General features: G+C 68.1%; 7 protein-coding genes. 5 read left to right on the top strand and 2 right to left on the bottom strand.

Annotated features, from left to right (window positions below; all coding sequences use genetic code 11):
• Nucleotides 1–13: 13 nt before the first annotated feature.
• Nucleotides 14–1102: an ABC transporter ATP-binding protein gene (locus AWC31_RS07730; RefSeq protein WP_085143702.1), complete on the bottom strand. Its 1089-nt coding sequence runs from the start codon at nucleotides 1100–1102 to the stop codon at nucleotides 14–16.
• Nucleotides 1103–1772: 670 nt separating this feature from the next.
• Here AWC31_RS07730 and AWC31_RS07725 point away from each other — a divergent pair.
• The 4 genes from AWC31_RS07725 to AWC31_RS07710 all read left to right on the top strand — a co-directional run bounded on the left by AWC31_RS07725 (nucleotide 1773) and on the right by AWC31_RS07710 (nucleotide 13841).
• Nucleotides 1773–11006: a type I polyketide synthase gene (locus AWC31_RS07725; RefSeq protein WP_085143701.1), complete on the top strand. Its 9234-nt coding sequence runs from the start codon at nucleotides 1773–1775 to the stop codon at nucleotides 11004–11006.
• Nucleotides 11007–11015: 9 nt separating this feature from the next.
• Nucleotides 11016–11408: a holo-ACP synthase AcpS gene (gene acpS / locus AWC31_RS07720; RefSeq protein WP_067847591.1), complete on the top strand. Its 393-nt coding sequence runs from the start codon at nucleotides 11016–11018 to the stop codon at nucleotides 11406–11408.
• A gap of 100 nt (nucleotides 11409–11508) precedes the next feature.
• On the top strand, nucleotides 11509–12840 hold the full coding sequence (locus tag AWC31_RS07715) for a dipeptidase (protein WP_085143850.1): 1332 nt from the start codon (nucleotides 11509–11511) through the stop codon (nucleotides 12838–12840).
• 2 nt (nucleotides 12841–12842) lie between these two features.
• Nucleotides 12843–13841, top strand: a complete 999-nt coding sequence (locus tag AWC31_RS07710; RefSeq protein ID WP_085143700.1) for a calcium/sodium antiporter — start codon at nucleotides 12843–12845, stop codon at nucleotides 13839–13841.
• A 14-nt stretch (nucleotides 13842–13855) separates the two neighbouring features.
• Here the strand turns inward: AWC31_RS07710 and bcp are convergent, their stop codons facing one another.
• Nucleotides 13856–14329 (bottom strand): thioredoxin-dependent thiol peroxidase, encoded by a 474-nt coding sequence (gene bcp / locus AWC31_RS07705; RefSeq protein ID WP_085143699.1) that lies wholly within the window; start codon nucleotides 14327–14329, stop codon nucleotides 13856–13858.
• Between the two features lie 105 nt (nucleotides 14330–14434).
• On the opposite strand from bcp, the gene AWC31_RS07700 reads away from it, so the two are divergent.
• Entirely contained in the window at nucleotides 14435–14659 is a 225-nt protein-coding gene (locus AWC31_RS07700; RefSeq protein ID WP_067847584.1) for a DUF3618 domain-containing protein, read from the top strand.
• The last annotated feature ends 37 nt before the right edge of the window (nucleotides 14660–14696 follow it).

The following is a 14696-nucleotide window of genomic DNA, read 5'->3' as shown; positions in this document are numbered from 1 at the left end:
TTTTCGTCGTCGATCAATCGTCAAGGTGGTGAACGGCAGATTCCGGCCACGACAGCGTGATCGGTGAGCCGTGGGCGAGGCCGGCCGGAAGCGCGGTGTTCGCCGTGAGCACGCTCGCGCTGAGCGCGATGCCGCCGGTGGTGGCGGCGACGACGCGGGTGAGCGGGCCGGCGTAGATGATCTCGGTGACCGTCGCCGCAACGGCCCGGCAACCGACGGCAGGCGGAGTTTCGTTGTCCAGCACGGCAATCCGCTCGGGACGCACTGCCAGCGTGCCGGACCGGCCGAACACCGCCGCGGCGTCTGCACCGTCGAGCACGTTGGACGTGCCGACGAAATCGGCCACGAAGCGGTTGGCTGGGTGCTCGTAGACGTCACGTGCCCTGCCGACCTGTTCGATGCGTCCGTTGTTGAACACCGCCAAGCGGTCACACAAGGTCAGCGCCTCGTCCTGGTCGTGGGTGACGATGACGAACGTGATCCCGACCTCGCGCTGGATCGACTTGAGTTCAACCTGCATCTGCTCGCGGAGTTTGAGATCGAGTGCGCCGAGGGGCTCGTCGAGCAGCAGCACGCGAGGGCGGCCGATCAGCGCCCTGGCCAGTGCGACGCGCTGGCGCTGACCGCCCGACAGCTGCGCCGGTCGCCGTGCCGCCTGATCGGCCAGTCGCACCATGTCGAGGGCGTCGGCTGTGCGGCGTCTGCGCTCGGCCTTCGCGACGCCCCGCACCCGTAGGCCGTACTCGACGTTCTGCGCGACCGTCATGTGCGGGAACAGCGCGTACTCCTGGAACACCGTATTGACGTCGCGGTGGCGGGCGGGAGTCGTCGTCACGTCCTGTCCGCCCAATCTGATCGTGCCCGCGGTGGGTGCTTCGAAACCGGCGATCATGCGCAGCACCGTGGTCTTGCCCGAACCGGACGGCCCGAGGATCGCGAACAGTTCGCCGTCGTCGACCGCGAGGTCTGCGTGATCGATGGCGACCACGGGGTGCCGGTGCTCGCCGAACACCTTCCGGACGCCGAGCAGTTCGATGCCGGGTGTCGTGTGCGTGGTCTCGGCGGCCGGGTCGAGTGGTGAGCTGACCGTCCCCGAGGGCATGGCTCATCGTATGAATCCCGCGGTCGGTCCGTATGCCATTGACGATCAATTGTGACCTGTGGCGTTGATGTGGTGGTTGGACGACCGTCGTAACCAGCGTCGCTGGACATCAACCACATCCTGAACCCGCGCCATGGGCGATGGGACTGAAAAACTTACCGACGAGTAAGGCTTGCCAGCAAACTATGGCTGAGAACCAGTACGGTTCGCTAGACAGTTCGAGCCCGAATGTTGACCCGTCACGGCCGTCTTCCAGGCGTTCTGCCGAGGGAAAAATTTAGATAACGATTCGATAACAATACTGCTTTGATCTGCGCTGTTGTGGCTACTCGACCGTAACCACCTGCATGCAGGACGTTTGTCCCGAATGGCTTCGATCCCCACTCGGCGCGGTGTTACGTTACCGGCGGTTACCCATGCGTAGAACTCGCCAGTAACCAATCTGGGCGGAAAAAGCCCGTGTGCTCTTATGCCACTCTTAGTACGGCGGGAATGCGAGCGGAACCCACCCACGCCCGGGCGGACCTCGCCCCGCCGGATTCGACGCTGAATCGCCGTTGGCCTGACGCCCGGGGAGCAAGGCCGCCCCCTGAGACAACGCCGCAGACACACGCAGACACGCGACAAGGCAGACGCGACAAAACGAGAGCAGCACGAGGAGATAGCGCCAGTGACGATCTACGAACACGACCGGGTGTCCGCCGGTTGGAGCGACGAGTCCGGATCTGACGGTTCGCAGACCGAAGCCACCCACGCACTCGTCGATCGGCTCAGTGCCGGCGAGCCGTATGCCGTCGCATTCGGCGGCCAGGGCAGCGCCTGGCTGGAGACGCTTGAGGAACTCGTGTCCTCGGCAGGCATCGAAGCCGAGCTGGCCACCCTGGCCGGTGAGGCCGAACTGCTGCTCGAGCCGGTGGCCAAGGAGCTCGTCGTCGTCCGGCCCATCGGGTTCGAGCCGCTGCAGTGGGTTCGCGCGCATGCGGCCGAGGAGCCGGTGCCGTCCGACAAGCAACTGACCTCGGCCGCCGTGTCGGTGCCGGGCGTGCTGCTGACCCAGATCGCCGCCGTGCGCGCGCTCGCGCGCCAGGGCATGGATCTGGTCGCCACCCCGCCGGTCGCCGTCGCAGGACACTCTCAGGGCGTGCTGGGGGTCGAGGCGCTCGCCGCCAAGGGTGCCAAGGACGTCGAGCTGCTCGCGCTGGCTCAACTGATCGGCGCCGCGGGCACCCTCGTGGCCCGGCGCCGCGGAATCACGGTGCTCGGCGACCGGCCGCCCATGGTGTCGGTCACCAACGCCGAGCCCGAGCGAATCTACGAACTGCTCGAGGAATTCTCCGCCGACGTCCGCACCGTGCTGCCCCCGGTGCTGTCGATCCGCAACGGCCGCCGCTCGGTAGTGATCACGGGCACACCCGAGCAGCTGTCGCGCTTCGAGCTCTACTGCAACCAGATCGCTGAGAAAGAAGAGGCCGAGCGCAAGAGCAAAGTTCGCGGCGGGGCCGTTTTCGCCCCGGTCTTCGATCCGGTTCAGGTCGAGGTCGGGTTCCACACCCCGCGGCTGTCCGACGGCATCGACATCGTCGGCCGCTGGGCCGAGGCGGTCGGCATCGACGTCGAGCTCGCCCGGCAGATGACCGAGGCGATCCTGGTCAGCCAGGTCGACTGGGTCGACGAGATCACCGAACTGCACGAGGCCGGCGCCCGCTGGATTCTGGATCTGGGCCCCGGCGACATCCTGACCCGTCTGACGGCCCCGGTGATCCGCGGCCTCGGGATCGGCATCGTGCCCGCCGCGACCCGCGGCGGCCAGCGCAACCTGTTCACCGTCGGTGCGGTGCCCGAGGTGGCCCGCCCGTGGTCGAGCTACGCCCCGACCGTGGTGTCGTTGCCCGACGGCTCGGTGAAGCTCGCCACGAAGTTCACGCGACTCACCGGACGGTCCCCGATCCTGCTCGCCGGCATGACGCCGACGACCGTCGACGCCAAGATCGTGGCCGCGGCGGCCAACGCCGGTCACTGGGCCGAGCTGGCCGGCGGCGGTCAGGTCACCGAGCAGATCTTCAACGACCGCATCGCCGAGCTGGGCACCCTGCTGGAGCCCGGCCGCGCCATCCAGTTCAACACCCTGTTCCTCGACCCGTACCTGTGGAAGCTGCAGGTCGGCGGCAAGCGCCTGGTGCAGCGGGCCCGCCAGTCCGGCGCCCCGATCGACGGTGTCGTTGTCAGCGCGGGCATCCCGGACCTCGAAGAGGCCGTCGAGCTGATCGACGAGCTCAACGAGATCGGCATCAGCCACGTCGTGTTCAAGCCCGGCACCGTCGAGCAGATCCGTTCGGTCATCCGCATCGCGGCCGAGGTGCCCACCAAGCCGGTGATCGTGCACATCGAGGGTGGCCGCGCCGGTGGCCACCACTCGTGGGAGGACCTCGACGACCTGCTGCTCGCCACCTATTCGGAGCTGCGGTCGCGGTCCAACATCACGATCTGCGTCGGCGGCGGCATCGGCACGCCCGAACGTTCCGCGGAGTACCTGTCCGGCCGCTGGTCGGCCACGCACGGCTACCCGCTGATGCCGATCGACGGCATCCTGGTCGGAACGGCCGCCATGGCCACGCTCGAAGCCACCACGAGCCCGCAGGTCAAGCAGCTCCTGGTGGAGACCCAGGGCACCGAGGCGTGGGTGGGTGCCGGAAAAGCCGCCAACGGCATGGCATCCGGCCGCAGTCAGCTCGGCGCCGACATCCACGAGATCGACAACACCGCATCGCGGTGCGGTCGGCTGCTCGACGAGGTCGCCGGTGACGCCGACGCGGTCGCCGCACGGCGCGACGAGATCATCGCGGCGATGGCCAACACGGCCAAGCCGTACTTCGGCGACGTCGCCGAGATGACCTACCTGCAGTGGCTGCGCCGCTACGTCGAGCTGGCCATCGGCGACGGCAGCAGCACCGCCGACACCAAGCGCGCCGACTCGCCGTGGCTCGACATCACCTGGCGCGACCGCTTCGAGCAGATGCTCAAGCGCGCCGAAGCACGTTTGCACGCACAGGATTTCGGTCCGATCGACACCCTCTTCGACGACGAGCGGCTGCTCGAGGACCCGAAGGCCGCGCTGACCGCACTGGTGGGCGCCTACCCCGACGCCGCATCGGTCCAGCTGCACCCGGCCGACGTGCCGTTCTTCGTCGAGCTCTGCAAGACGCTCGGCAAGCCGGTCAACTTCGTCCCGGTCATCGACAAGGACGTGCGCCGGTGGTGGCGCAGCGACTCGCTGTGGCAGGCCCACGACGCCCGCTACGACGCCGACCAGGTCTGCATCATCCCGGGTACCGCTGCCGTCGCGGGCATCACCCGTGTCGACGAGCCCGTCGGCGAGCTGCTCGACCGGTTCGAGCAGGCCGCGATCGACGAGGTGCTGTCAACCAACGGTGATCCCCAGCCGGTGATCTCGCGCCGCCAGGGCCGCACCGATGTGACCGGGCCGCTGGCCGTGCTGCTCGACGCCCCAGATGTGTTGTGGGCCGGGCGGATGGCCGTCAACCCGGTGCACCGGATCGCTGCGCCGGGTGAGTGGCAGGTGAACGAGAACCGTTCGGCCACCAATGCTTCCACCGGTGCCCGGCTCGAGGTCGCCGACGATTCACACGTCGTACTGAGCGTGCCGCTTTCGGGAACGTGGATCGAGATCCGGTTCACCCTCACCGACGCGATCCGCAGCGGCGGTGCCCCGATCGTCGAGGTCGACGACGCCGCGCAGGCGATGCGTGCGGTGTTGGCGATCGCGGCGGGAGTCGACGGACCGGACGCGCTGCCGCCGGTTGCCGACGGCACCGCCAAGGTCACCGTGGCGTGGGATCCCGAGCAGGTCGCCGACCACACCGGTGTCACCGCGACGTTCGGCGCCCCGCTGGCGCCGACGCTGACCGTGGTTCCCGACGCGCTCGTCGGCCGCTGCTGGCCTGCGGTCTTCGCCGCGATCGGGTCGGCCGTGACCGAAAGCGGTTTCCCCGTCGTCGAGGGCCTGCTGAGCCTGGTGCACCTCGACCACGCCGCCCACCTGCTCGCGGCGCTGCCGACCGAGCCGGCCGAATTGACCGTCACCGCAACGGCTTCGGCCGCCACCGACACCGAGGTGGGACGCGTGGTCCCAGTTTCGGTGACCGTGGCTTCCGCTGACGGCACCGAGCTCGCCAAGCTCGAGGAGCGGTTCGCGATCCGCGGCCGCACCGGCGAGGCCGAGCTCACCGACCCCGTCCGGGCCGGTGGCGCGATCTCCGACAACGCGACCGACACCCCGCGCCGCCGCCGGCGTGACGTCACGATCGGTGCCCCCGTCGACATGCGGCCGTTCGCCGTCGTGTCCGGTGACCACAACCCGATCCACACCGACCGTGCGGCCGCACTGCTGGCCGGTCTGGAATCGCCGATCGTGCACGGCATGTGGCTGTCCGCAGCCGCACAGCACGTCGTCACCGCCACCGACGGCAAGCCGATCCCGCCGGCCAAGCTGGTCGGCTGGACCGCCCGGTTCCTCGGCATGGTCAAGCCGGGCGATGACGTGGACTTCCGCGTCGACCGCGTCGGAATCGACGTCGGCGCAGAGGTTTTGGAGGTCGCCGCGAAGGTCAACGGCGAACTCGTGATGGCTGCGACCGCACGGCTGGCTGCGCCGAAGACCGTCTACGCCTTCCCCGGACAGGGGATTCAGCACAAGGGCATGGGCATGGAGGTCCGCGCCCGGTCCAAGGCTGCCCGCAAGGTCTGGGACAGCGCCGACAAATTCACTCGCGAGACCCTCGGGTTCTCCGTGCTGCACGTCGTGCGTGACAACCCGACGAGCCTCATCGCATCCGGTGTGCACTACCAGCACCCCGAGGGCGTGCTCTACCTGACGCAGTTCACCCAGGTCGCGATGGCCACCGTGGCGGCGGCGCAGGTTGCCGAGATGCGCGAGCAGGGCGCCTTTGTCGAGGGCGCGATCGCGTGCGGCCACTCCGTCGGCGAGTACACCGCGCTGGCGTGTGTGTCGGGCGTGTACGAGCTTGAGGCACTGCTCGAGGTCGTGTTCGCGCGCGGCGGCAAGATGCACGACATCGTCCCGCGCGACGAGCTCGGGCGCTCCAACTACCGGCTGGCCGCGATCCGGCCGAGCCAGATCGACCTCGACGACGCTGACGTCAAGAGCTTCGTCGCCGAGATCTCCGAGCGCACCGGCGAATTCTTGGAAATCGTGAACTTCAACCTGCGCGGTTCGCAGTACGCGATCGCCGGTACCGTCCGCGGCCTTGAGGCTCTCGAGGAGGAGATCGAGCGTCGTCGCGAAATCACCGGCGGCAAGCGGTCGTTCATCCTCGTGCCGGGTATCGACGTGCCGTTCCACTCCTCGGTGCTGCGGGTCGGTGTTGCCGACTTCCGCCGCAGCCTGGAGCGGGTCATGCCGCGGGACAAGGATCCCGAGCTGATCATCGGCAAGTACATCCCGAACCTGGTGCCGCGGCCGTTCACGCTGGACAAGGATTTCATCCAGGAGATCCGGGACCTCGTGCCCGCCGAACCGCTCGACGAGATCCTCGCCGACTACGACACCTGGCGGAACGAGAAGCCGGCCGAGCTGTGCCGCAAGATCGTGATCGAGCTGCTGGCCTGGCAGTTCGCCAGCCCGGTGCGCTGGATCGAGACGCAGGATCTGCTGTTCATCGAAGAGGCCGCAGGCGGTCTCGGTGTCGAGCGGTTCGTCGAGATCGGCGTGAAGTCGGCGCCCACCGTGGCCGGTCTCGCGACCAACACGCTCAAGCTGCCCGAGTACTCGCACAGCACGGTCGAGGTGCTCAACAGCGAGCGCGACGCCGCGGTGCTGTTCGCGACGGACACCGATCCCGAGCCTGAGCCGGAGGTATCCGAAGAGCCGGCAAGCCCGTCCGCGGAAGCCGCCCCGGCTGCCGAGGCAGCACCGGCTCCCGCGGCGGCCCCGGCCGCCCCGTCCGGAGGCCCGCGCCCCGACGACATCGCGTTCGACGCAGCCGATGCCACGGTCGGACTCATCGCGCTGAGCGCCAAGATGCGCATCGATCAGATCGAGGCGCTGGACTCCATCGAGTCCATCACCGACGGTGCGTCGTCACGGCGTAATCAGCTCCTGGTCGACCTGGGCTCCGAGCTGAACCTCGGCGCGATCGACGGTGCGGCCGAAGCCGATCTCGGCGCGCTCAAGGGACAGGTGAGCAAGCTCGCCCGCACCTACAAGCCGTTCGGTCCGGTGCTGTCCGACGCGATCAACGATCAGCTGCGCACGGTCCTCGGGCCGTCCGGCAAGCGCCCGGCATACATCACCGAGCGCGTCACCAAGACGTGGGAGCTCGGTCCGGGCTGGGCCAAGCACGTGACCGTCGAGGTCGCGCTGGGCACCCGTGAGGGCAGCAGCGTGCGCGGCGGCGATCTGGGCGGCCTGCACGCCGGCGCGTTGCCGGACGCGGCAGGTGTCGACAAGGTCATCGACGCCGCGGTCGCAGCCGTTGCTGCGCGGCGCGGGGTGTCGGTGTCGCTGCCGTCGGCGGGCGGTGCCGGTGGCGGTGTGGTCGATTCGGCCGCGCTCGGCGAGTTCGCCGAGAAGGTCACCGGACGCGACGGTGTGCTGGCTTCGGCGGCCCGGCTGGTGCTCGGCCAGCTCGGCCTGGACGACGTCGTCAGCGCGCCGGAAGCCGCGACGGACGCCGAGCTCGTCGACCTGGTCACCGCCGAACTCGGTTCGGACTGGCCGCGTCTGGTCGCACCCGCGTTCGACGCCAAGAAGGCCGTCGTGTTCGACGACCGCTGGGCCAGCGCCCGCGAGGACCTCGTGAAGCTGTGGCTCGCCGACGAAAACGAGATCGACGAGCAGTGGCCGCAGCTGTCGGAGCGCTTCGAAGGTGCCGGGCATGTCGTTGCGACGCAGGCCAACTGGTGGCAGGGCAAGTCGCTGGCGGCCGGCCGCAACGTCCACGCGTCGCTGTTCGGCCGGATCGCGGCCGGCGCTGAAAACCCCGGCAGCGGTCGGTATTCCGACGAGGTCGCGGTGGTGACCGGTGCGTCGAAGGGGTCGATCGCGTCGGCGGTCGTCGGGCAGTTGCTCGACGGCGGCGCGACCGTGATCGCCACGACGTCGCGCCTGGACGACGACCGGTTGGCGTTCTACAAGAAGCTCTACCGCGACAACGCCCGCTTCGGCGCGACGCTGTGGGTGGTGCCCGCCAACATGGCGTCGTACTCCGACATCGACGCGCTGGTCGACTGGATCGGCAGTGAGCAGATCGAAAGCCTTGGGCCGCAATCGATCCACCTCAAGGACGCGCAGACCCCGACCCTGCTGTTCCCGTTCGCCGCGCCGCGCGTGGCCGGGGACCTCTCGGAGGTGGGTTCGCGTTCCGAGATGGAGATGAAGGTTCTGCTGTGGGCCGTGCAGCGGCTCATCGGCGGGCTGTCCACGATCGGCGCCGAGCGCGACATCGCGTCGCGTCTGCACGTGGTGCTGCCCGGCTCGCCCAACCGCGGCATGTTCGGCGGTGACGGCGCTTACGGCGAGTCCAAGTCTGCGCTCGACGCACTGGTGAACCGGTGGAGCGCCGAGGCCTCGTGGGCCGAGCGGGTCAGCCTCGCGCATGCGCTGATCGGCTGGACCAAGGGCACCGGCCTGATGGGTCACAACGACGCCATCGTCAGTGCGGTCGAAGAGGCCGGCGTGACCACCTACACCTCCGCGGAGATGGCGGCCATGCTGCTGGACCTGTGCACGGTGGAATCCAAGGTGGCCGCGGCGAATTCGCCGATCAAGGCCGATCTGACCGGCGGTCTGGGTGACATCAAGATCGACATGGCCGAGCTGGCTGCCAAGGCCCGCGAGGAATTGTCGGGGTCCGCAGCGGTCGAGGATGAGGACGACGCAAGCGGAACGATTGCCGCGCTGCCGTCCCCGCCGCGCGGCTACGATCCGGCTCCGCCGCCGGTCTGGGACGATCTCGACGTCGACCCGGCCGATCTGGTGGTCATCGTCGGCGGCGCCGAGCTCGGCCCGTACGGTTCGTCGCGCACGCGCTTCGAGATGGAGGTCTCGGGCGAGTTGTCGGCGGCCGGTGTGCTGGAGCTGGCGTGGACGACGGGTCTGGTCAAGTGGGAGGACGATCCCAAGGCCGGCTGGTACGACACCGAAACCGGTGAGCTGGTTCCCGAGTCGGAGATCGTGGAGCGCTACCACGACGCCGTCGTGGAGCGGTGCGGTATCCGCGAGTTCGTCGACGACGGCGCGATCGATCCCGATCACGCGTCGCCGCTGCTGGTGAGCGTGTTCCTGGACAAGGACTTCTCGTTCGTGGTCTCCAGCGAGGCCGACGCACGGGCGTTCGTGTCCTTCGATCCCGAGCACACCGTCGCGCGGCCGGTGCCGGACTCCAGCGACTGGCAGGTGATCCGCAAGGCGGGCACCGAGATTCGGGTTCCGCGCAAGACCAAGCTGTCGCGCACGGTCGGCGCCCAGATCCCGACGGGCTTCGACCCGACGGTGTGGGGCATCACCCCGGACATGGCCAATTCCATTGACCGCGTTGCGCTGTGGAACATCGTGGCGACCGTCGACGCGTTCCTGTCGTCGGGCTTCACGCCGACCGAGCTGATGCGCTGGGTGCACCCGAGTTCGGTGGCCTCGACGCAGGGCACCGGCATGGGCGGCATGACCTCGATGCAGACCATGTACCACGGCAACCTGCTGGGCCGGGCCAAGCCGAACGACATCCTGCAGGAGGTGTTGCCGAACGTCGTTGCGGCACACGTCATGCAGAGCTATGTCGGTGGCTACGGCGCGATGGTCCACCCGGTCGGCGCGTGCGCCACCGCGGCGGTCTCGGTCGAGGAGGGTGTGGACAAGATCCGCCTCGGCAAGGCCGACCTCGTGGTCGCAGGCGGCTTCGACGATCTGACGCTGGAGGCCATCATCGGCTTCGGTGACATGGCGGCCACCGCCGACACCGAGATGATGCGGGCCAAGGGCATCAGCGACTCGAAGTTCTCCCGTGCCAACGATCGTCGCCGGCTCGGCTTCCTCGAGGCACAGGGTGGTGGCACCATCCTGCTGGCCCGTGGTGACCTGGCCGCGAAGATGGGTCTGCCGGTGCTGGCCGTGGTCGGCTATGCGCAGAGCTTCGCCGACGGTGTGCACACCTCGATCCCGGCCCCCGGCCTCGGTGCCCTCGGCGCCGGTCGCGGCGGCAAGGATTCGGTGCTGGCCCGGTCGCTGGCCAAGCTGGGCGTCGGAGCCGACGACATCGCGGTCATCTCCAAGCACGACACCTCGACGTTGGCCAACGATCCCAACGAGACTGAGCTGCACGAGCGGCTCGCCGACTCGATGGGTCGTTCACCGGGCGCGCCGATGTTCATCGTCAGCCAGAAGACGCTGACCGGGCACGCCAAGGGCGGCGCGGCGGTGTTCCAGATGATGGGTCTGTGCCAGATCCTGCGCGACGGCGTCATCCCGCCGAACCGCAGCCTGGACTGCGTCGACGACGAGCTGGCCACCTCCGGCCACTTCGTCTGGGTGCGCGAGACCCTGGACCTGCGCGGCAAGTTCCCGCTCAAGGCCGGTCTGGTGACGAGCCTCGGCTTCGGTCACGTGTCGGGTCTGATCGCACTGGTGCACCCGGAGGCGTTCATCGCGGCACTGGATCCGGCGGAGCGCGACGACTACCGCAAGCGGGCCGAGCAGCGCACGCTGGCCGGTCAGCGCCGGTTGGCCTCGGCCATCGCCGGTGGGCGCCCGATGTACGAGAAGCCCGCCGATCGCCGGTTCGATCACGACGTGCCGGAGAAGCGCCAGGAAGCAGCGATGTTGCTGAACGTCGACGCCCGCCTCGGCGAAGACGACCTGTATGTCGGCTAGGGTCGGTGCGTGGCGATAGTCGGAGTAGGTATCGATCTGGTTTCCATACCGGATTTCGCCGAGCAGGTGGATCGGCCGGGAACGGTTTTCGCCGAGACGTTCACGCCAGGTGAGCGCCGGGACGCCGCGGACAAGAGTTCGTCGGCGGCCCGGCACTTGGCGGCTCGGTGGGCAGCCAAAGAGGCTGTCATCAAGGCCTGGTCGAGTTCGCGGTTCTCCAAGCGTCCGGCGTTGCCGGAAGGGATCCATCGCGACATCGAGGTGGTGACCGACATGTGGGGACGCCCGAAGGTGCGGTTGTCCGGCGACATCGCCAAGCACCTGGAAAGCGTCACCATCCACGTGTCGCTCACCCACGAGGCCGACACCGCCGCCGCGGTCGCCATCATCGAGGAGCCCTAACCCCCCTCCGCGAGCGACCGTGTCTGTACACCGACACGCCGCATTTTCCGGCACTTTGCGGTCGCTCGCGGCGAACGAGGAACCCACTACGCTCGACACCATGAGCGATGTCGTGGAACGGGTGCAGCGAGTACTGCCGTCGGTGCGATCCGATCTGGAGGATCTGGTCCGCATTCAATCGGTGTGGGCCGACCCGGCCAGGCGCGACGAGGTGCACCGCAGCGCCGAAGCGGTGGCGAAGCTGTTGTCCGAGGCCGGTTTTCCCGACGTCCGGATCGTCAGCGAAGGCGGCGCTCCGGCCGTCATCGCGCACCACCCGGCACCGGACGGGGCACCGACCGTGCTGCTGTATGCCCATCACGATGTACAGCCCGAAGGCGACCCGACCCAGTGGAACTCCGCGCCGTTCGAACCCACGGAACGCGACGGCAGGCTCTACGGCCGCGGCACCGCCGATGACAAGGCCGGTATCGCAACACACCTCGCCGCGATCCGGGCCTTCGACGGCAAGCCGCCGGTCGGCGTGACGGTCTTCGTCGAAGGCGAAGAGGAATCCGGCTCACCCTCATTGGGCGCCCTGCTGGCCGCGCACAAAGAGGCGCTGCGCGCCGATGTCATCGTCATCGCGGATTCCGACAACTGGAGCACCGACATCCCGGCCCTGACGGTATCGCTGCGCGGCTTGGCCGACTGCGTGGTCGAGGTCGCCACGCTCGACCACGGCCTGCACTCGGGACTGTGGGGTGGCGTGGTGCCCGACGCGTTGAGCGTGCTCGTGCGTCTGCTGGCAAGCCTGCACGATGACGACGGCAACGTCGCCGTCGCCGGCCTGCACCAGGGGACCGCGGCCGACGTCGATCGTGGTGACGACTGGGTGCGCGACGAGTCCGGTCTTCTGGACGGCGTCGCCCAGATCGGTTCCGGCTCGGTGGTGCAACGACTTTGGGCCAAGCCCGCCATCACCGTCATCGGCATCGACACCACGCCGATCGACAAGTCGTCGAACACTCTCATCCCGCGAGCCCGGGCGAAGGTCAGCATGCGGGTGGCGCCTGGCGGCGACGCTCGCGCACATCTGGAAGCGCTGACCCGCCACCTCGAACAGCACGCCCCGTGGGGTGCTCAGGTGACGGTCACCCCCGGCGATGTCGGCCAGCCCTACGCGATCGATGCGACGGGCCCGGTGTACGAGGCTGCGCGCGCGGCGTTTCGCGAGTCGTGGGGCACCGATCCGGTGGACATGGGGACGGGCGGCTCGATCCCGTTCATCGCCGAGTTCGCGACCGCTTTCCCACAGGCCACGATCCTGGTTACCGGGGTGGAAGACCCCGGCACCCAGGCACACAGCATCAACGAGAGCCTGCACCTCGGCGTGCTGGAGCGGGCGGCGACCGCGGAGGCGCTCCTGTTGGAGAAACTGGGCGCGCGCTGACCGTGGCCGGCAACGCGGGCTGGTTTCTGGTGGGCCTCATCGCGCTGGCCTTCGGCGCGGAGGTGATGGTCCGTGGTGGCGCACAACTCGCGTCGCGGCTCGGGATCAGCCCGATGATGGTCGGACTGACGGTGGTTTCCATCGGGACGAGCCTGCCTGAGCTTGCCGTTGGAATCACCGCGGCGCTCGAGGGCAGTGGCGAGTTGGCAGTCGGCAACATTGCCGGCACAAACGTCGTCAACGTCCTCTTCATTCTCGGCTTGAGTGCCCTGCTGCGGCCATTGGCGATCGAACGCCGGACGCTGCGCTTCGATCTGCCTGCCATGGCCGCAGCTGCGGTGCTGTTGTGGGCGCTCTCGGCAGATGGCGTGTTGTCTCGTCTCGACGGCACCATGCTCGTCGTGGGTGCGCTGGTGTACACGGCGATCCTGGCCTACCTGTCGAGGCAGGAGAGCCGCGATGCCGAAATTCCGTCTGTGCGAGCACATCTCGGCGAGGCCAACGCGGTGAACGCTAATCAGTCGACATCGGTTTCCGGAGCAAGCACCGCACGCCTCATTGGGATGACGGTGGCCGGGATTGCCGTCGTGGTCCTCGGTGCCGAGTGGCTTGTCGACGGCGCAGTCGGATTGGCACGGGGTTTGGGCGTATCGGACGCCCTCATCGGTCTCACCATCGTCGCGATCGGCACCTCGGCGCCTGAGTTGGTGACGATGCTCGTCTCCACCATGCGTGGCGAACGCGACATCGCGCTCGGTAACCTGCTGGGCAGCAGTGTTTACAACGTTTTGCTCATCCTGGGCGTCACGTGCCTGGTGCCCGCGTACGGCTTGACCCTGAGTCCGGCCCTGGTGTGGATAGACATCCCGATCATGATGGCGGCCGCCTTGGTTTGCATACCGATCTTCTTCTCGGGACGTCGAGTACACCGCGCCGAGGGTTTCGGAATGGTCGTGGCCTACCTGCTTTACCTGGCGTTCCTACTGAGCACGCAGGCGTGACGTGACAAAGCCGCCTAGACCGACAGGTCCCGACGAAGCTTGGCAACGTGACCGGTGGCGCGCACGTTGTACTGTGCGACCTCGATCTTGCCTTTCTCGTCGACGACGAACGTCGAGCGGATCACGCCCTGAACGGTTTTCCCGTACATCGTCTTTTCTCCGTACGCACCCCAGGCCGTCAACACCTCGCGATCGGGATCGGACAGCAACGGAAAGGTGAGGCCCTCCGCGTCGCGGAACTTGGCCAGTTTGGCGGGCTTGTCGGGAGAAATCCCGACGACGTCGAGCCCGGCGCCGTTGAGTTCGGCGAGACTGTCCCGAAAGTCGCAGGCCTGCTTGGTGCAACCCGGGGTGGACGCGGCCGGGTAGAAGTACACGATGACCTTGCGGCCCTTGTAGTCGGCGAGCTTGACGGTGTTGCCATCGGCGTCGGGCAGACTGAACGCGGGGGCGGTGTCACCCACCTGCAGGCGGGGGGTTGGCGGCATGCGCGGTTATCCCTTCTTGTCGGCCGGTGCCGTCGACACGGTGCCGGCTGATCTAGGGTAGTGCGGCAGGGCAGCACGACATGGAGCGGCTTAGAGGAGCAAACAGTGGCGAACCGCGATCCGGAGACCATCAAGCAGGAGATCGACAAGGCTCGCGATCAATTGGCGTTGACTGTCGACTCGCTGGCCGAGCGTGCCAACCCGCAGCGGTTGGCTGACGACGTCAAAGCGGCGGTGATCAGGTTCGTCAAGAAACCTGTTGTCGCGGCCTCGCTCGCGGGTGTCGGAGCTCTGGTCGTCGTCGTGGCGATCCGACGGGTCAAACGCTGACGATCTTTCAATCAGCAGTTAGCCCAACGGCCGGTGC

This window comes from Mycolicibacterium wolinskyi (assembly GCF_002101965.1).
Classification (GTDB): domain Bacteria; phylum Actinomycetota; class Actinomycetes; order Mycobacteriales; family Mycobacteriaceae; genus Mycobacterium; species Mycobacterium wolinskyi.
Note: the sequence above shows the minus strand (reverse complement) of the source record. Positions and strands in the feature narration are given on the sequence as shown.